The sequence below is a fragment of the Arthrobacter humicola genome (assembly GCF_022803015.1).
Classification (GTDB): domain Bacteria; phylum Actinomycetota; class Actinomycetes; order Actinomycetales; family Micrococcaceae; genus Arthrobacter; species Arthrobacter humicola_A.
Window position 1 is genome coordinate 65,041 of the sequence record NZ_JAFKON010000001.1, and the last position, 18,898, is coordinate 83,938.

At 66.9% G+C, this 18,898-nt stretch carries 14 protein-coding genes; 9 read left to right on the forward strand and 5 right to left on the reverse strand.

Annotation, left to right across the window (positions count from 1 at the left end; genetic code table 11):
- Positions 1-80 precede the first annotated feature (80 nt).
- The 4 genes from ARTB_RS00255 to ARTB_RS00270 form a co-directional block, all read right to left on the reverse strand.
- On the reverse strand, positions 81-779 hold the full coding sequence (locus tag ARTB_RS00255; RefSeq protein ID WP_243177143.1) for an NTP transferase domain-containing protein: 699 nt from the start codon (positions 777-779) through the stop codon (positions 81-83).
- Positions 780-992: 213 nt separating this feature from the next.
- A complete protein-coding gene (gene wecB, locus ARTB_RS00260) occupies positions 993-2,138 on the reverse strand; it encodes a non-hydrolyzing UDP-N-acetylglucosamine 2-epimerase (RefSeq protein ID WP_243177144.1) in 1,146 nt (381 codons plus the stop codon).
- 51 nt (positions 2,139-2,189) lie between these two features.
- Entirely contained in the window at positions 2,190-2,516 is a 327-nt protein-coding gene (locus ARTB_RS00265) for a hypothetical protein (protein ID WP_243177145.1), read from the reverse strand.
- A 69-nt stretch (positions 2,517-2,585) separates the two neighbouring features.
- Positions 2,586-3,161 (reverse strand): YdcF family protein, encoded by a 576-nt coding sequence (locus ARTB_RS00270; RefSeq protein ID WP_243177146.1) that lies wholly within the window; start codon positions 3,159-3,161, stop codon positions 2,586-2,588.
- 209 nt (positions 3,162-3,370) lie between these two features.
- Between ARTB_RS00270 and ARTB_RS00275 the strand changes: the two genes are divergently transcribed.
- The 9 genes from ARTB_RS00275 (at position 3,371) to rsmD (ending at position 18,116) form a co-directional block, all read left to right on the forward strand.
- The gene (locus ARTB_RS00275) at positions 3,371-6,367 is read left to right on the forward strand and encodes a M10 family metallopeptidase domain-containing protein (RefSeq protein WP_243177147.1); all 2,997 of its coding nucleotides are present in this window, start codon (positions 3,371-3,373) and stop codon (positions 6,365-6,367) included.
- Positions 6,368-6,737: 370 nt separating this feature from the next.
- Positions 6,738-8,477 (forward strand): glycosyltransferase family protein, encoded by a 1,740-nt coding sequence (locus tag ARTB_RS00280; RefSeq protein ID WP_243177148.1) that lies wholly within the window; start codon positions 6,738-6,740, stop codon positions 8,475-8,477.
- A gap of 14 nt (positions 8,478-8,491) precedes the next feature.
- Positions 8,492-9,745 (forward strand): UDP-N-acetyl-D-mannosamine dehydrogenase, encoded by a 1,254-nt coding sequence (gene wecC / locus ARTB_RS00285; protein WP_243177149.1) that lies wholly within the window; start codon positions 8,492-8,494, stop codon positions 9,743-9,745.
- On the forward strand, positions 9,742-10,704 hold the full coding sequence (locus ARTB_RS00290; protein WP_243177150.1) for a hypothetical protein: 963 nt from the start codon (positions 9,742-9,744) through the stop codon (positions 10,702-10,704). Before wecC ends, ARTB_RS00290 begins: the two co-directional genes overlap by 4 nt.
- Positions 10,691-12,865: a glycosyl transferase gene (locus ARTB_RS00295; RefSeq protein ID WP_243177151.1), complete on the forward strand. Its 2,175-nt coding sequence runs from the start codon at positions 10,691-10,693 to the stop codon at positions 12,863-12,865. Before ARTB_RS00290 ends, ARTB_RS00295 begins: the two co-directional genes overlap by 14 nt.
- 128 nt (positions 12,866-12,993) lie before the next feature.
- The gene (thiL, locus tag ARTB_RS00300) at positions 12,994-14,064 is read left to right on the forward strand and encodes a thiamine-phosphate kinase (protein WP_243177152.1); all 1,071 of its coding nucleotides are present in this window, start codon (positions 12,994-12,996) and stop codon (positions 14,062-14,064) included.
- 22 nt (positions 14,065-14,086) lie between these two features.
- Positions 14,087-15,187, forward strand: coding sequence for a DAK2 domain-containing protein (locus tag ARTB_RS00305; RefSeq protein WP_243177964.1), 1,101 nt, complete (start codon positions 14,087-14,089; stop codon positions 15,185-15,187).
- Complete coding sequence (locus ARTB_RS00310) at positions 15,177-17,429, forward strand: ATP-dependent DNA helicase RecG (RefSeq protein WP_243177965.1); 2,253 nt, start codon at positions 15,177-15,179, stop codon at positions 17,427-17,429. The genes ARTB_RS00305 and ARTB_RS00310 overlap by 11 nt, the downstream gene beginning before the upstream one ends.
- Before the next feature lie 39 nt (positions 17,430-17,468).
- Positions 17,469-18,116 carry a 16S rRNA (guanine(966)-N(2))-methyltransferase RsmD gene (gene rsmD, locus ARTB_RS00315; RefSeq protein ID WP_243177153.1) on the forward strand — a complete coding sequence of 216 codons (648 nt, stop codon included), beginning with the start codon at positions 17,469-17,471 and terminating at the stop codon, positions 18,114-18,116.
- Here the strand turns inward: rsmD and ARTB_RS00320 are convergent.
- On the reverse strand, positions 18,113-18,898 hold the full coding sequence (locus ARTB_RS00320; RefSeq protein ID WP_243177154.1) for a spermidine synthase: 786 nt from the start codon (positions 18,896-18,898) through the stop codon (positions 18,113-18,115). The genes rsmD and ARTB_RS00320 overlap by 4 nt on opposite strands.

An 18,898-nucleotide genomic window follows, 5' to 3' on the forward strand; every position in this document is an offset into this window, starting at 1 on the left:
CCCAGCGAGCGGCGTCCCGTCGCGATAGTTCCTTCTTGCTTTGCTCACGCACTTGCTGATGTGGCCCTTTGATGCTGCCCTTAGATGCTGGCGTTGGCCCGGACCAGGTCGTCCGGGAAGTCAACTTCCACAGCGTAGAACTCGCTGATGTCCACCGGGGTCCACTTGACGTCGTCCTGCTTGATGGTCAGCTCGATCGCGCCTTCGAAGTAATCCTGGTCATCGACTTCAATGAGCCGCTTGAGGAGCTTCTTCTTGTCCTTGGAGCTGACGTAGTTGATGCCGACAGCCTCACCGCGGGCAACGTCCGCAGGCACGGCCTTGGAGAGCTCCAGAATGTTGCCGTCGGCGTCGGTGGTGTACTTCACTTCCTCATCCGAAACCGAGGACACATCGACGGTGATGAATGATTCATCGCGCTTGATGTAGGGCATCAGCATCTGGAGGATGTCCGGATCGAACACGACGTCGCCGTTCATCCAGAGCACGCCGCCCTTGGCCGAATTCCGGATTGCCTTCAGGAGGCTCTTGGAGGTGTTGGTCTGGTCAAAGTTCTCGTTGTACACAAACGACGCGTTCGGTACGTGTTCCAGGATCATTTCGAGCTTGAACCCGACAGCAATCGTGAGGCGCAGGCCTTTGCCGAATGCATTCTGCAGGTTCTGGACCTGCTGGTGCATGATGGTGCGCCCATCGCTGAGCTCTGTCATGGGCTTCGGGTGTGGGCGCGCCAGCCGCGTTCCCATTCCGGCGGCAAGAATTACGGCCTGGACTTTCATGTGTCTTTTCCTCTTCTACGAGCGATCCTGGTGGCGGGAGCGGCGAGCCATTGCATCGCTAGAGATCGCCCCGGGACCCTGTGCACGGGCCAGGAGGCGCTTCCCCCGCGTCCAAGCATAAGGGTTCAGCGTCGGTGGCGCCGAATGGCGCTGGCCACTCGACGTTAATGCTGGGTTAACTTTGCGTCGACATGGTGGCAATCCGGCGGGCGCCTACGCGCCGTCGAATTCGCCAATCCGGGATCCCACGCCTACCAGTTCTTCGATGGCTGCGACGGTGCGCGCGGCGGCCTTGCCGTCCCCATACGGGTTGACGGCGTTGGCCATTGCGGCGAAGTGCCCCTGATCGTGGATCAGCCGGGACACTTCGGACACAATCCGTTCCTCGTCGGTGCCGATCAGCAGCACCGTCCCTGCATCCACAGCCTCGGGCCGCTCGGTGTTTTCCCGCATCACCAGGACCGGCTTGCCCAGGCTTGGGGCTTCTTCCTGGACGCCGCCCGAATCCGTCAACACGAGGTGGGCAACGGACAGCAGGCGGGTGAACTCGCCGTAGGCCAGCGGTTCGGTGACGAGCACGTTGGGTTTGCCGTCCAGCGCGGGCAGCACCGCCTCGCGCACCACCGGGTTCTTGTGCGCGGGAAGGACAATCGTCAGTTCCGGCTCGGCGTCGGCGATCCGGGCCAGCGCGCGTCCCATATTGCGCATGGCATCGCCCTGGTTTTCGCGGCGGTGGGTGGTCACCAGCAGGATTCGGCGGCCGCTGGTGGCCAGCTCTTCCAGCCTGGGGTCCGTGAAGGGGAGCTGTTTGTCCACCGTGGCCAGAAGGGCATCAATCACCGTGTTGCCGGTCACGACGATGTCCTCGGGGCTGACGCCTTCCCGCAGCAGGTTTTCCCTGCTGGTGGAGGTGGGGGCCAGATGCAGGCGGGCGATCTGGCTGGTGATCTTGCGGTTGGCTTCTTCGGGAAACGGCGAGAGCAGGTCGCCGCTGCGCAGCCCGGCTTCGACGTGCACCACGGGGATGCCGTGGTAGAAGGCCGCGATGGCGGCGGCCGTGGACGTGGTGGTATCGCCCTGGACCACGACGGCGTCCGGCCTCGACCCGGCAAAGAGTGTCTCCAGGCCGTCGATGGTGCGCGTCATGATGGCGGATAAGGTCTGGCCCTGCCGCAGGATATTGAGGTCGTGGTCCGGGACGATGCCGAACAGTTCGTTGACCTGGTCCAGCATCTCGCGGTGCTGCCCGGTGACAGTCACGATGCAGTCGAAGTGCGCAGACTCCTGCAGGGCGCTGACGATCGGGGCCATCTTGATGGCTTCCGGCCTGGTTCCAAAGATCGGCATGATGCTGTGCATGGACTATCCCCCAGAAGGTTGGTTGTGCTGTAACGGCTAGGCCGGGCGGGTTCAGCCCAGCAGCAACAAGGCGATCACGAGGGCCGGGACGCTGACCACTACGACCAGAACGGCGATCAGTGCCGCAAGGCGCTTGCGGCGGTAGGCCATTTCTTCGTCGGTGGGGTCCAGTTCGGCGGCCCGCTTGGCCGAGGCTGGTCGATCCCGGGGCGTTGGTTCTTCGGCCGCCTGTTCACGCGCTGCGCGGCCTGCGGGCAGCGGAAGCGGCTCGGCGTCCGGGACCAGGAGTGTATCTGGTATGTCCTCGTGCAGGCGGCGCCGGCGCAAGTGCCGCGGTGCTGCGGTCAGTGGGGGAGCGCCGTCGGCAGGGTTCTCCAACGTATCGTCCTCCTCAGTTCAATGAATCGTCCGGCTTCGACCTGACGGCTTCAATTCTTACATTTTCGCTCACTGATTGGCGCATTCCGGCCGCAGGGAAGCGTCGATCAGTCCTCCGGTTTCGATCACAAACCGCCGCAGCCATTGGCCCAAATCCAGGTCCGGATGTGAGGCAACCATCTGTACGTCCGCCGTCGTGCACTGGCCAATCAGGCGCCCCGCGCGGGTGAGGTGATAACTGGACGTCACTACGGTGACGGACTTCCAGCCGTTGGCCTTGACCAGGCCGGAGATTGCCAGTGCTTCGCCGCGGGTGTCCAGGTCCGGGGGGCGGAAGCAGATGACGGCCGCGTTGGGGAAGGCGGCTGAATTGCATGCCTCATCCGCCGCCCGGTTGCCGAACGTGTCCGTGTGCGAGATCACGAGGACCGGAACGTGGAAATCGGCCTGGAACTGGCGCGCCACCGGCAGGCGCTCGGACGCCGCGCCGCCCAGCATGATGACGGCGTCCGTCCGGTGCAGGCTGAGCGGGTCCACGTTGACGAAAAGTTGGAGGGCGATGATCAGCCACAGCAGGAGGCCTCCGACGGCGACGGCGAGCACCCTGCGGGTGGCGGTATTCACCGCGGCGACGGAAGGAGGCACGGCTAAGAGTTTGGCACGGGGTTTTCAGGTGGCGAAATGGTGCGCCGGTTCTGCGCCAAAACTTGCACAAAAGAATGCGTGATGCAGTTGTGATTTTGGAGATCAAAGTTACTGGGGTGACAGATGTGGATTGCCGTTTATGCTATAGGCAACTTACGTCGCTCCCACCACAGGTCTCCACCTTCGGTCTCACCCCTAAGCGAGCAATCTTGCGAAAACTAAACATAGCGGCAACCGTGATTGCCGCCGTGATGCTGGCAGCAACCTTGCCGCAGGCCGCCGAGGCCGCTGTCGAGGTGCCGCCCGCCGGACAGGTGTCCGCCGGCGCACTGGCGCCGTCGGCTGGCATGCAGACTGGCGCGGTGCCGGCGGTGTCGGACCCGAGCCCGCAGCCGCAGGTGGATGACTTTGTGCGCCCGGAACCTCCCGCAGGCAGGGCAAAGTCCGAGTACACCTACGTCAGCGCGCCGCTGGCCGGCACGTTGAAGACCACATTGGTGACGGTGCAGCTGGCCGACAAGACTGCAGCCGAAACGGACGCGGCCGTCCCCATGGCCGCGGCGAAGGCCTCGCTCAGCGCCGCTAACCGCTACTGGGCCTACGCCACCGCGGGCCGGGTGGACATTGCGCTGGCCTCCTCGCGCCAGCTGCACAAGTCCGCCGCGACCTCCAAGCAGTCGCCGGCGCAGATCGTGGACATCGTCTCCCAGGAGCTGGGCTGGACGCAGAGTTCCTACACGGCGCTGGTCATGTTCATCCCCGGCGCCTACCTCACCAACGGCGCCGCGGGAATGACCTACAGCAACGGCAACATTGGCGGCCGCATCCTGATGCCGCAGAACAGCCGGCTCTCCACGCCGGTCCTGGCACATGAATTCGGGCACGCCCTCGGCATGGACCATGCCAACAGCCTGCTGTGCGGCAGCGGCGCCATGGACGTGGCCTCCGGGCCGTTCGCCGGGTTTGCGGATGCCACCTGCAGCATCAAGACCTACGGCGACAACCTGGATCTCATGGGTATTTCGCACTTCGACCTCATGCCGGAAATCAGCGCCAGCTTCTGGGAAATGGGCCGGTTCGGCAACGGCAACGAGATCGCCAACCTGGGCACGGTATCCGCCCCCCGCACGGTGAACCTCAAGCCTTGGGCCGGAGCAGGTGCCAACCGCGCGGCGAAGTTCACGGACCCGAAATCCGGCGAGGTGTACTTCCTGGAACTCCGCACCCCGGTCGGCTACGACTCCGTCATTGCGCAGGACGGAAACCGCGGCGTGAAGATCACCCAGCAGGGCGGCGGCAACTCCTCGATCCTGCTTCCTCCCAACACCCGGGCGACCGCATTCAACGGCTACTACAGCAACACCCAGGCCTGGCAGGCCGGCCAGGCTTTTACAACGCACGCGGGCACCAAGGTCTCCATTGACGCTGTCAGCAACACCGCGGCCACCGTGACGATCCGTCCGCCGGGTGCGCCCGCGAAGGGCTCCTTCGACAGCGCAGCCCTCGCGGTCACCTCGTCCGGCGCCACCATCAACGTCCGCGGATGGTCGGTGGATCCGGCGGCGGCCTCCACCTCCACCCAGACGCACGTTTACGTCACAGCACCTGACGGGACGACGACGGGCCACGCCTTCACCGCGGACAAGCCGCGCGCCGACGTCAACGCGGCGCTGGGCATCAGCGGAAACCACGGCTTCCAGGAGTCGATCACCGTCAAAGCGGCCGGACAGTATCAGGCCTGCGCCTATGCGATCGGCATCTTCAACAACACAGCGCTGGGCTGCCGGACCCTCACCCTGGCCGGCACTCCCGCTCCCGAGGGATCCCTCGATGAGGTCACCACCGCCATGGTGTCTGGCAAACCGTCCATCAAGTTGCGGGGCTGGGCCGTGGACCGCGGCCAGGCAGGCGCGTCCATCCCGGTCCACGTCTACGTGACCACCCCCGCAGGGGCCACCACCGGCCAGGCCTTCACCGCAAACCTGCTGCGCCCGGACGTCAACCAGGCCTTGGGGGTCAGCGGCGCGCACGGGTTTGCGGTCACTGTCCCGGCGACCGAGACCGGCACGTATCGGGTCTGTGCCTACGCCATCCCCGTCGCCCCGTTTGCTGCCGGTAACACCACCCTGGGCTGCCGCAACGTCCCGGTGGCCGTCAGTGACCCGCCCACCGGATACCTGGATTCCGTGGCGTTCATCAACGCCGGGGCCTCGGCGCGGCTGGACGTCGCCGGCTGGTCCTTCGACGCCGGCGTCCCGTCGGCGTCGATCCCCGTCCAGCTGAGTGTCACGGCGCCCGACGGCAGCACCAAGTCAGTGACCACCACCGCCAACGCTGCCCGGAGCGATGTCAATGCCGCCATGGGGATCGCCGGTTCGCACGGGTACCAGACATCCGTGAGCGTGACGAAGGCCGGTACGTACCGCGTCTGCGCCACCGGAATCGCGGTCGCGACCCTGACCAAGGGCAACGGCTTCCTGGGCTGCGTGAACGCTACGGCGACCCCTGCTGCGCGGCCGGTCGGCTACGTGGACTCCATTGTGGTGCAGACCAGGACGCCGTCGGCGGTTATCACGGCGTCAGGCTGGACGTACGAACCCGGTACACCGGCGGCCTCCAACGCCGTGCATATCTACGTCACGGGCCCGGACGGCAAGACCAAGGGCTACCCCTTCACCGCGAACGGGACCCGGCCGGACGTCAATGCCGCGTTTTCGCTGACCGGAAGCCACGGATTCCAGAACAGCATCCCGATCACCCTGTCCGGCCGCTACCGCGTGTGCGCTTACGGCATCTCCGTGAGCCCGCTGAGTGCGGGCAACACACTGCTGGGCTGCCGGGATGTGGTTGCGCAGCCCGCCGCCCCGGTGCGGGGTTACCTCGACACCGCCCGCCTGTCCGGGACCAGCACGAATAAATCGATCGTGGCGACCGGCTGGGCCATGGATCCGGGCTTCACGAGCCAGAGTGTTCCGGTCCGCGTCACCGTGAAGTCACCGGATTCGAGCTCCAAGAGCTACAGCGTCACGGCCAACCTGGCCCGGCCGGATGTAAATAGCGCGCTGGGCGTGCCGGGAAACCACGGCTACCGTGCCGCCATTCCCATCAAGGCGCGGGGCAAGTACACCGTCTGTGTCTCCAGCGCCGGGGCCGGCGTCCTGCGGACCGGGGTGTCCGCGCTGGGGTGCCAGTCCCTTAGCTACTGACGGGCTGACTGGCCCGGCGCTGTTTGGCCATCGTTCACCTCGGACCGCCATTCCCTTTACCTGAGCCCCCTACCTTCGATGAAGGTAGGGGGCTCAGCGGCTTCTTGGCCCTTAGACGGACTTCCTGTTGGCTGCCCGACGGTGGTGCCCCTGCGCTGACGCAACGCCGTATTGGACGCATCATGGAGGAGGACCGGAACTGATGGGCATCCCGGCGGACGCAGAACGAGCCCTGCGGCAGTTGAAAATTCGAGGCAAGGCCCATCTTCAAAGGCGGAGGCCACACCGGAGAACAGAACGGACCCCCGCCGTTCCGCCCGGGACGAATGGTTCAGCGGGCCAGTGGGCGGGGCGGGGGCCAAACCGGCAGTTGCAGTTCACCCCATACGAAGCTTCCGGTCCGGGACCGCGGCGCCCGGACCTGAGCGTGGGCGTGATCCTGGACGATTTCACCCGTACGTCCTTTGCGTTCGAATGGAACCTGCTCGAACTGCGCAAGGAACTGTGGCGTGACCAACTGGGGGAGACCCGCATCGATTTCCTGTTCGTGGAATCTGCCTGGAACGGAAATTCCGGCTCCTGGCAATACCAGCTCACCGGTTCCAAGGGGCCGGGGGTCGAGCTGGTCCGGCTTGTTGAGTGGTGCCGTGCCCGCGGCATTCCGACCGTCTTCTGGAACAAGGAGGACCCACCGCATTACGACGACTTTCTTCCGGCAGCAAAGTTGTTTGACCACGTCTTCACCAGTGATTCGGACCGCATTCCTGATTACGTGAGGGACTTGGGCCACCACGGGGTGGGCACCCTTCCCTTTGCCGCGCAGCCCGCCCTCCACAACCCCGTCCGGCCAGGACACGGATGGCACTCGCGCGGCGTGGCTTTCGCCGGAATGTATTTCGCCCACAAGTATCCTCAACGCCGCGCCCAGATGGACATGCTCCTGGGCGCGGCCATGACCGAAGCCGGAACCGGCGGCGCCGAACTGGAAATATTCTCCCGCCAGCTGGGCGGGGACCAGAACTACCAGTTCCCGGAGCCGTTCGACCAGCACGTAGTCGGCTCATTGAATTACGCCCAGATGCTGACGGCATACCGGGCGTACAAGGCGTTCCTGAACGTCAACTCGGTGATCGAATCGCCCAGCATGTGCGCCCGCCGGATCTTCGAGATCTCCGCCTCGGGCACACCGGTCGTCTCCGCTCCCAGCGCGGCCATAGCGCAGTTCTTCGAGGACGATGAGGTTCTGGTCGCCGCAGCCCAGCCGGAGGCGGAAATCATGCTGCGCAAGCTGACGTCCAACCCGGAGTTCAACGAACGGGTGGTCCACAAGGCCCAGCGCCGGATCTGGGGAGCGCATACGTACGCGCACCGGGCAGAATCCATTGTCCGGGCGGTCGCGCCGGAGCGATGCCGGCCCGTGGTCCTTCCCTCCGTCAGTGCGCTGGTGAGCACAACCCGTCCGGAACAGCTGGACCAAATATTTCAGACCGCCGGCGGCCAGGCCGACGTCGACCTGGAGCTCATCGTGCTGACCCGCGGCTTTGCGGCCGCCGAGGGTCTCTGCGCCGAACTGGCGCACGCCCACGGCGTGGCGAAGTACCAGGTGCTCGCCGCCCCGGCCGCACTGACCCTCGGCGAGTGCCTCAACCGGTGCGTTGAAGCATCGACGGGTGCGGTGCTCACCAGGATGGACGACGCCGACTATTACGCGCCAAACTACGTCGCCGATCTGCTGTACGCGCTCAGCTATTCCGGGGCGGACGTGGTGGGGAAGCAGTCCCACTACACGCACCTGCGTTCCAGCCGGACCACCATGCTCCGCGCCGCACACCAGGAGCACCGGTTCGGCCGGCGGGTGATGGGACCAACCATCACTGCACACAGGGAGGTCTTCGAGGCGCACCCGTTTGAGGCGCTGGACCGGGGCGAGGACACCGCCTTCCTGGCGTCCGTCGCGGCGTCCCAGGGCTCCATCTACGCAGCCGACAGGTTCAACTACTGCCAGATCCGCCCCGGCGCGGGGAACGGGCCGGGCGTACCGGCCGGGGAGCCCGCAACGGACGGCGAAATTCACATTCTCGAAAATCCACGTGAATTCATCACGCTTTGATAGGGGTTACCAGATTGACTGACTTTCGGACCATCGCCGTCATTGGACTGGGGTACATCGGGCTGCCCACAGCCGCGATACTGGCGACCAACGGCCTTGACGTCATCGGCGTTGACGTCAATCAGCGGACGGTGGACGCAGTCAACGAGGGGCGTGTGCCCTTCGTCGAGCCAGACCTGGGGATCCACGTCGCCGGTGCCGTCAGCCAGGGCCGGCTCAAGGCAACCACCGGGACGCCCGCCGCTGATGCGTTTATTGTCGCCGTTCCGACGCCGTTCACGGCGGACAAGAGGGCTGACCTGAGCTACATCGAGGCGGCCGCACGCGGGATCGCGCCGGTGTTGCAAGGTGGCGAACTGATCATCCTTGAGTCCACGTCGCCCCCGGGGGCAACCCGCCATCTGGGCGAGTACATCGTCTCGCTCCGGCCGGACCTATCGCTGGACGGCGCCGACGGCAGGCCCGCGATTCTCCTGGCCCATTGCCCCGAGCGCGTCTTGCCCGGCAAAGTCATGATCGAGCTTGTCACCAACGACAGGATTGTTGGCGGGATCACCCGGCGCGCCGCCGATCTCGCGAAAGACCTGTATGCGGTGTTTTGCCAGGGCGAGATCCTGATCACCGACGACGTGACGGCGGAAATGGCCAAGCTGGTGGAAAACTCCTACCGCGACGTCAACATAGCGTTTGCGAATGAGCTTTCGGTCATCAGCGAAAAGCTGGGCATCAACGTCTGGGAACTGATCCGGCTGGCAAACCATCACCCGCGCGTCGACATCCTGCAGCCGGGACCCGGCGTCGGGGGTCACTGCATTGCCGTCGATCCCTGGTTCATCGTCGCTGCAGCACCTGCCGAGTCGCGCTTGATCAGAGCGGCCCGGACCGTCAACGACGAGAAGCCGCGCTGGGTCCTGGACCAGGTGCGTGACGCGTTTGCCGGCTTGCCCAGGAACGCAGAGATTGCCGTCCTGGGGCTCGCGTTCAAGGCAAACATTGACGACCTGCGTGAGTCTCCCGCCATTGACATTGCCCATGGCATCGCCGAATCGATGCCGGCCACCCGGATCAACGTCGCCGAGCCCCACATCGACAGCCTGCCCGGGCGCCTGCAGCACCGGGAGAACGTCCGGCTGGTGCCCTTGGAGGAAGCAGTGAGCCGTTCCTCGCTCGTGGTGGTGCTTGTCGACCACGACGCCGTCCGGGCGCTGCCCGCCGAAGCCTTGGCCGGCAAGCTCCTCGTCGATACCCGGGGAGTCTTCAGCTCATGATCGATCGGCTCGTTCAGACATTGCGCACAGCCTTCAAAAGCCGGGTGGTCATGGCGATGGCCTTCTGCGGCGCGGCCGCAGTACTCAGTGGAATCCTCTGCCTCGTGCTCAGGCAGCCGGCGCTCGCGGTTCTGCCCCTGGCACTGTTCGCACTCATGGCGGTGATGGCCGTCTCGCAGCTGGTCAGTATGCGGTGGCTACAGGAAACCGAAGCCCGGAAGGCCCACTCGCGCAACAGGGAACTGCGCGAGCTGGTACGCGGACTGTCCGCACCGGCGGCGAAGGCCAGTGCCCCCGCGGCAGAGCGCACAAATCCCGCGGCGGAGCGCACAAATCCCGCGGCGGAGCGCACAAATCCCGCGGCGGAGCGCACAAATCCCGCGGCGGAGCGCACAAAGTCCGCTCCCACCGCGGCTCCGACTGCCGGACGGGCAGTCGGCCGGCTCGCGGCCGCTGTGACAGATGACCGGGACCGCCAGGCCAAAATCCTCCGCTACCTCGGAGCGCCTGTAACGGCGCCGTGGGGCGGACGGGTTGTCTACTCAATCATGGGCCAGGAGCTTTACCGGTACTTGGGCGATGCCCACGCCCTGGAACCACTGCGGCCGAGCACCATCGCTGCCCAGATCGCGAACGGCCGGGGCTTCGCGCTGGTGATCGATGACAGCGCCTTCACGGCCGGAATCTGGTTCGGAGCCGATTCCGCTGCAGGGACGCTGCTTGCCAACGAAATACTCCGTGCCCTCGCTGAGTGCAGGTCCCAAGGGATGCCGGCCTATTTTGTGAGAACACGGTTGGAGACCGATATCTACACCACGGATTTCGAAGCAGCGTCGGATGTTGTGTTTTCGGAGCGTTCATCCCTGGCGGAGTGGACCGAAGACTACCGGTTCGGATTGCTCACTTCGCTGGAAGCTTTTGCCAAAATGAACAGAGGAGCGCTCATTGGCTCGCCCTGATACCACCGGGTCCATGCGGAAGATCCTCCTCTACGGGGACGTCGACCTCAACATCATCGACGGGTCCGCCGTCTGGCTCGTCTCCATGGCCGAGGCGTTATCCCGAACGGGCTCCGAAGTCTGCGTACTTCTCAAGACCCACGTCACGAAGACGCGGCTGCTTGACCGGATAGCTGACATGCCCGGCGTGGAAATCGCCCAACCTGGCGAGAGCGCGGACATCGAGGCGCTGCAGCCCCGAACCGCAGCCCAGCGCATGGCCCAGCTTGACGCGCAGCGGCCGTTCGACGTCGTGATCGCCCGCGGCACCCAGGTCGCGGCGCACGTCGCAAACTCCAAAGTCCTGGGCCCCAAGTCGTGGCTCTACATCACGGACATCGCCCATCCCGGCTCCCGGCTTTCCGAAAAAGACCGCGCGGTGCTCAGAAGGACCGTCGGACAATGCCGGCGCTTCTTCGTGCAGACTGAGGCCGCACGCTCCTACGTTGAGGCGACGATTCCCGAGGCCGGGGGAAAGACCCTGGTCCTCACGCCCATGGTGCCCGATGAATACTTTGACCTGCGGGGAGGCTCATCTGGCACCGGGCGGAAACTGAGTGCGGTCTACTCCGGCAAGTTCGCCAGGAAATGGCGGACCCTGGAAATGTGCTCCCTCCCGGCGACGGCCGGGGAACACAACCTTCCCCTGGCGTTGACGATGATCGGCGACAAGTTCCAGCACGACCTCCAGGACCCGCAGTGGTCGGCCACGATGGAGACGGCGGTGAGCTCGCCGGGGATCGACTGGCTGGGCGGGATGTCCCGTGATGAGGCCGCAAAGGAAGTCAGCCGGCACGACGTCGGGTTGAGCTGGCGGGATCGAAGCATGGACGCCAGCCTCGAAATTTCGACCAAGGTGCTCGAGTACGCGGCCCTTGGGGTGCCGCCGATGGTGAACCGGAATGCGCAGCACCTGGAGCTTTTCGGCGCGGACTATCCGCTGTATGTCGACGACGATTCGGCGGAGGGCGTTCTCAGCACCCTTCTGGCGGCGAGGGAAACCGTTGCCGGGCTGAAGGAGGAAGTGTCCAATCGTGTCCGGTACTACTCGATTTCAGCATCGGCGGCCCGGCTGAAAGCCTATTTCGAACGGTCCGAGGGCGACTACGCCCGCAGCCCGCGGTCCAGGCAAAAGACGCGGGTGCTGATTGCCGGTCACGACCTCAAGTTTGCGGGCGAGCTGGTGTCCGTCCTCGAGATGCGGGACGACATCGAACTCGCCTTCGACCACTGGACCTCACTTCATCAGCACGACGTCAAGGAGTCCGAGCGGCTCAGGGACTGGGCCGACGTGATCATCTGTGAATGGTGCGGGCCCAACGCCGTCTGGTACTCGAACAATAAACGGCGGAGGCAGAAGCTCATTGTGCGTCTTCACATGTTCGAGCTCAACGGCCCCTGGATGAGCGACGTGGCCGCCGAAAACATTGACTCCCTGATCTGCGTCTCGCAGCTCTACGTGGATCGCACCCGTGCAAGTACCGGCTGGACCGGCACCGCCATCCGGGTCATCCCGAACGCCGTGGACGTCATGGACCTCCGCAGATCCAAGGAACCGGATCATCGCTTCCGGCTGGGGCTGGTGGGCATCGTCCCCATGCGCAAGCGCCTGGACCGCGCCCTTGACCTGCTCGAGGAGCTGTTGGATGAGGACCCCAGGTACACCCTGCATGTCCGCGGAAGAATGCCGTGGGAGTATCCGTACGAATGGAAGAAGCCGTTCCAACGCGAGGCGTACCTGGAGATTTTTGACCGTATCGGCAGGTCCCCGGCGCTGCGGGATGCCGTGGTCTTCGAACCGTTTGGCCCCGACATGGCGTCCTGGCTGCGCAAGATCGGATATGTCCTATCGCCCAGCTCGGACGAGAGCTTTCACCTCGCCCCCGCTGAGGGCATGGCATCAGGCGCCGTACCGCTGTTCTGGCAAAGGCCCGGAGCGGATGAAATATTCAGCAACCGCTGGACTCGGGGGACAACGTCCCAGGTCCGGGCCCTGGTCTCGGCCCTCAACCGCTCGCCCCAGGCGTATGCAGAGGAGTCCCGGGCCGCCGCCGAATACGTCGGGCGGTTCGATATGCGGTCCACGGGCGAGGCCTGGCTGGAGGAAATACTCAGCACGTGAAGCCACGGCCCGGCACGGTCAGTCCCTCGCGGTAGCGTAGGGCTGTGCCTGAAACTGTGCCCGAACCTGTGCCCGAAACCGCTGTCCCTGAAACCGCTGTGCCTGAAGCCGCTGTCCCTGAAACCGCTGTGCCTGAAGCCGCTGTGCCCGATGCCCTGCCCGCGGACGCCGCACTGACCGTTGGCGGCCTCTCGGAGTCCCAGCTGCTGGGACGCATCTTTCCGCGGCTCACGATTCCGCAGCCCAATGGCGGACCGGCGGCGGCGTCGTACTTGCTGCTGGGGCCGGGGGACGACGCCGCGGTTGTCGCCGCGCCGGACGGGCGGACCGTGGTGAGCATCGACACCCAAGTGGCGGACCAGGATTTCCGGCTCGAATGGAACAACGGCTACCGGACCACCGGGTACGACGTCGGCTGGAAGGCCGCGGCGCAAAACCTCAGCGACATCAACGCCATGGGCGCCCGGGCCACGTCCGTTGTGGTCAGCCTGACCATGCCGCCGGAGACCCCCGTCTCCTGGGTGGAGGATTTCGCGGACGGCCTCGTGGCCGGCATCAGGGGGCTGGGGGCTTCGGCCTGCACGGTGGCCGGCGGCGACCTCGGCCGCGGCCGCGAACTGGCGGTCAGTGTGGCGATCCTGGGGACTCTTGACGGCAAGGCGCCCGTCCTGCGCTCCGGGGCCCGGCCGGGGGACACCGTGGCCCTGGCGGGAACGGTAGGCCGGGCCGCCGCCGGGCTGGCGCTGCTGGAGTCGAACGTCCCGGTGGGCGCCCTGACCGCCGGGCAGCATTCCCTCCTGGACACCCAGTGCAGGCCGCAGCCCCCGCTCGCCGCCGGACCGCTGGCCCGTGAGGCGGGGGCGTCCGCCATGATGGACATCTCGGACGGCCTGGTCCGGGACGGAAACCGCATGGCGGCCGCCAGCCGCGCGGTGCTGAACCTGGACGCCGCCGCCCTGAAGGAGCTGGCCGCCCCGCTGTTGCCGGCGTCGGAGCTGTTGGGGGCAGACCCGATGGCCTGGGTCCTCGGCGGCGGTGAAGACCATGGGCTGCTCGCCACTTTCCCGGCAGGGGTTCCGCTCCCTCCCGGGTTCACTGCGATAGGCTCGGTAGAGGCCCCTGCACCAACCGAAAGCACGGGAGTAACGATCGCGGGCAGGCCCGCTGACGCTGTGGGATGGGATCACTTTGCAGACTAAGATTGCCGCCAACGCGCAAGCGATGAAGCGGTGGTTGGGCAAGGCGGAAACCACGCTCGGCAACCACAGCGACCGCCTGAACGCCATCAACATCTTTCCGGTAGCCGACGGCGACACCGGCACCAACCTCTACCTGACCGTCCGCGCCGCGGCCCACGCCGCGGACGCCGCCGTGCCGGGACACCCGGACGGGGCGGCGCACGCGGCACCGGACCCGACCCTGCATGACGTTGGCGCCGTCCTTGCGCAGGCCGGCCAGGTTGCCATGGAACAGGCCCGCGGCAACTCGGGAACCCTGTTCGCCGTCTTCCTCTGCGCTGCTGCCGAACCCCTGGCCGGGCACACCCGGATCAGCTCACCCCTGCTGGCCGCGGCCCTGAACCGGGCCCAGATCCGGGCCTGGTCCGCGCTGAGTGATCCCGTGCCCGGCACCATGCTCTCCGTCATGGAGGCTGCCGCCAGGGCCGCGGCCGCCGTGGACTCCGCACACGACGGCGATGACAGCAACCAGACCCTGGGCCTGGCCCTGGACGCCGCCGTCGAGGCGGCCCTGGCCGCCGTGGTCCGCACGGAAGAGCAGCTCGATGCCCTGCAGGCCGCCCACGTGGTGGACGCCGGCGGCGTGGGCATGCTGCTGATCCTGGACTGCCTCCGCTCGGCCGTGCTGGGCGAGGAGCTCCAGAGCGAACTGCTGGACGGACTGCACGGCTACGACGTCCAGGATCCGCATATCCACGTCGGCATGCCGCGAGACGAAGGTGTCGAAGTCATGTGCACCATTTCCCTGTCCCCGCTTGACGCCGCCATGATGCGCCAACGGCTCGACGAAATGGGCGACTCGGTGATCATGAGCCAGGTCGGTGGCGGCGCCGACGCCGCCGGGCTCTACCGCTGGCGCGTCCACGTCCACGTCCTGGATGGGGACCTCGCCGTCGCGCTGATCCGTTCCCTGGGCGAGCCCACGGACATTTCCGTGAGCGAGCTCGCAGTCCCGCGCGACCCGGAGGCACCGGCCGCCACGGTTGCCGCCACCGCAGGCGCACCTGTTGACGCTACCGTCGCTGCTGCTGCTGCCCCGGCGCGTGCCGCCGAAACCCGAAACCCCGACGGACATGCACGCTGAACTTGAACTGGGCCTGGAGCGCCGCATCGGCAAGCGCTCCGCGGCCGTCATCGAAAAACACCTTGGCATCACCACTGTCGGCGGGCTCCTGAACTATTTTCCCCGCCGCTACCTCAGCCGCGGCGAGCTCACGCCCATCAGCGAGGTCCCGCTGGACGAGGAAGTGACCCTGATCGCCCGGGTGGTCTCCAACAGCACCCGGCCCATGCGCGCCCGGCGCGGTTCCCTCACCGACGTCGTGATCTCCGACGACGCCGGCGGTGCCGCTTCCACGCGGGCGGCCGGCGCACTGCCGGGCACGCTCAAGGTCAGCTTCTTCAACGGGTTCCGGGCCAAGGCCGAGCTGCAGCCGGGCCGGCGTGCCATGTTCTCCGGCAAGGTTACGCGCTACGCCGGATCCCTCGGCCTGACCAACCCGGATTTCCTGCTGCTGGACGAGGACCCCGAAACGCCGGGCATCGACCCGGAGAAGCTCGCCGCCATGCCGATCCCGGTGTACCCGGCCACGGCGAAACTGACCAGCTGGTCCATCCAGAAGGTCATCTCGACGCTGCTGGACACCGTGGAGCTCGAAACCCTCGGCGACCCGCTGCCGGCGGAGATCGCGGCGCGGGAGAAGTTCCTGCCGGTCGCGGACGCCTACCGGCTGATCCACGCCCCGCAAACCCCGGCGGACTACCAGCGCGCCCGGGACCGGTTCCGCTACCAGGAAGCCCTGGTGCTCCAGTCGGCCCTGGCCCGCCGCCGCGCCCAACTCGCCGCCGAGGAAGCGACGGCCCGCCGCCCGGCACCGGACGGGCTGCTGCCCGCCTTCGACCGCCAGCTCCCGTTCACGCTGACCGCCGGCCAGGCCGCCGTCGGCAAGACGCTCTCCGACGAGCTCGCCCAGGACTCGCCCATGAACCGGCTGCTGCAGGGCGAAGTGGGCTCCGGCAAGACGATCGTTGCGCTGCGCGCCATGCTGCAGGTGGTGGACGCCGGGGGACAGGCTGCCCTGCTGGCCCCCACCGAAGTCCTCGCTGCCCAGCACTATGAATCCATCCGGCGCACGCTCGGACCGCTCTCCCGGGACGGGATGCTCGGCGGGTTCGGACCGGACGCCGTCCAGGTCACCCTGCTCACCGGCTCCATGCCCACCGCGGCGCGGAAGCAGGCCATGCTCGACGCCGCCGCCGGAACGGCCGGAATCGTGATCGGCACCCATGCCCTGCTCAGCGACAACGTCTCCTTCTACGACCTTGGCCTGATCGTGGTGGACGAACAGCACCGCTTCGGCGTGGAACAGCGCGACGCCCTCCGGGCCAAGGCCAGCAAACCGCCGCACCTGCTGGTCATGACCGCCACCCCGATTCCCCGGACCGTGGCCATGACCGTGTTCGGCGACCTCGAAACCTCCGTGCTCGATGAGCTGCCCGCCGGCCGCGCCCCGATCTCCACCCACGTGGTGGGGCTCGCGGAACACCCGGGGTGGGCCACCCGGATCTGGTCCCGGTCGCGGGAGGAGATCGACGCCGGCCACCAGGTCTACGTCGTTTGCCCCAAGATCGGCACGGACGACGACGGCGACTTCACCCCGGGCGAAGCCGAACCGTCCGCCGCGGACCTCGAAGGCGAGAACGGTTCCCGGGAACTCGCCTCGGTCACCGGCGTCGTGGAACATCTCCAGGACGAACCGGCCCTGGCCGGGGTGGCTGTGGCGCCCCTGCACGGCAGGCAGGACCCGGTGCTGAAGTCCGAGACCATGGCCTCCTTCACGGCCAACCAGACCAAGCTGCTGGTCTCCACCACCGTGATCGAAGTCGGCGTGGACGTCCACAACGCCACGCTCATGGTGATCCTGGACGCGGACCGTTTTGGCATCTCCCAGCTCCACCAGCTGCGCGGCAGGGTGGGCCGCGGCGGGCTGCCCGGAACCTGCCTGCTGGTCACCACCCTGGAGCCGGGCCATCCGAGCCGGCGCCGCCTGGATGCCGTCGCGGCCACCACCGACGGCTTCGAACTGTCCCAGGAGGACCTTAAGCTCCGCAGGGAGGGCGACATCCTGGGCGCCTCGCAGTCCGGCGGGCGCTCCACGCTGAAGCTGCTGCGCGTGCTCGAACACGAGGACGTGATCGCCCGGGCCCGGCAGGACGCCCAGCGGATCGTGGCCGCCGATCCCGCGCTGGCGGGCCAGCCCCGGCTTGCGGCCGCGATCGATGAATACCTGAACCCCGAGAAGGAGGCGTTCCTTGAACGCGGCTAGGACCACGAGCCAGGCAAACACGTCCGCGGGGGTCCGCGCATGAGCCGGATCATTGCCGGTGCGGCCGGCGGCAGCACGCTGAACAGCGTGCCCGGGAACCTGACCCGGCCCACCACCGACCGCGTCAAGGAGGCCCTGTTCTCCCGGCTGGACGCCTTCAACGTCATCGCCGGCGCCCGCGTCCTCGATCTGTACGCGGGATCCGGCTCGCTGGGGGTGGAGAGCGGCAGCCGCGGCGCGGACTCCGTGGACCTGGTCGAATTCGACGCCAAGGCAAGCGCCGTCTGCCAGCGGAACGCCGATCTTGTCAACACTGTCACGGGCCGCAAGGTGGTCTCCGTGCACCGCTCCAAGGTCGAATCCTTCCTCGACCGGGCCGCCGACTCCGCGATCTGGGACCTGGTGTTCCTGGACCCGCCCTACCCCTTGGACGAGCCGGCCCTCGCTGCCGTGCTGGCCAAGCTGGTGCCGCACCTGGGCGAGGGAGCGGTCGTGGTGGTGGAACGCTCGTCCCGGAGCCCCGAGCCGGCATGGCCCCAGGGCATGGAACGGTTTGCCGAGAAGAAGTACGGCGAAACCCGGCTGTGGTTCACCGAGCCCGGCGTGGAAGCCGCGGACGCTGTGGAAGCAGCGGACCTGGCGGCAGTGGACGCTGTGGAAGCAGCGGACCTGGAAGCAGGGGACTAGCCGGCCAGCGCGTCCAAATCGACGCCGGTGAGCAGCCGGGCCGGATGCGGACCGCGCGCCGTGAGCGCCGCCGTCCAGACCTCCGGCCACGGCCCCTGCGTCCCGGTCAGGATGATGTTCCCGGGGTACCGGCCAGTGAACATTCCGGCCTCCGCGAAGGCCGAGACGTCGGCCATGGCCCGGCCCATGGCCGCGATCTGGCTCCGGACCAGGGTCAGTCCGGGTTCGTCGCCCACGTTGACGATCAACACGCCGCGCGGCGTCAGCCGGGCCGCCGCCTCCTGGTAGAACCCGGTACACGCGATGTGTTCCGGCGCCTCCGGCCCGGAGAAGATGTCCAGGATCACGACGTCGAACCGCAGGCCCGCCGGAAGCCCGGCGAGGGCGTCGCGGGCATCGCCGATCACCGTGTGCAGCTCGGTCCCCTCCGGCAGGGGCAGCTGAGCGAGCACAAAGTCCAGCAGTTCCCGCTCCAGCTCCACCGCGTACTGAACCGAGCCGGGCCGGGTGGCCTGGATGTAGCGGGCCAGGGTCAGGGCCCCGGCGCCCAAGTGCAGCGCCGTGATCGGCTCGCCCCACGGGGCGGCGAGGTCCACCACGTGCCCGATCCTGCGCAGGTATTCGTAGAAGATGTCCGCGGGGTCGGCCAGGTTGACGTGGGACTGCTCGGCGCCGCCGATGCTCAGCACGAAGCCGCCGTCGGTAAAGGCATCCGGTTCGATCACGGCGTGCTGCCCGGTGGTTCGCAGGAACCGCGAGGCCCCGAATTGCTGCCCGGCCAT

Bases quoted from the DNA above. Each gene is read 5' to 3' on its own strand.
- ARTB_RS00310 (WP_243177965.1), top strand. From the start codon at position 15,177: ATGCACGCTGAACTTGAACTGGGCCTGGAGCGCCGCATCGGCAAGCGC.
- ARTB_RS00255 (WP_243177143.1), bottom strand. From the start codon at position 779: ATGAAAGTCCAGGCCGTAATTCTTGCCGCCGGAATGGGAACGCGGCTG.
- ARTB_RS00290 (WP_243177150.1), top strand. From the start codon at position 9,742: ATGATCGATCGGCTCGTTCAGACATTGCGCACAGCCTTCAAAAGCCGG.
- wecB (WP_243177144.1), bottom strand. From the start codon at position 2,138: ATGCACAGCATCATGCCGATCTTTGGAACCAGGCCGGAAGCCATCAAG.
- rsmD (WP_243177153.1), top strand. From the start codon at position 17,469: ATGAGCCGGATCATTGCCGGTGCGGCCGGCGGCAGCACGCTGAACAGC.
- ARTB_RS00320 (WP_243177154.1), bottom strand. From the start codon at position 18,898: ATGGCCGGGCAGCAATTCGGGGCCTCGCGGTTCCTGCGAACCACCGGG.
- ARTB_RS00305 (WP_243177964.1), top strand. From the start codon at position 14,087: ATGAAGCGGTGGTTGGGCAAGGCGGAAACCACGCTCGGCAACCACAGC.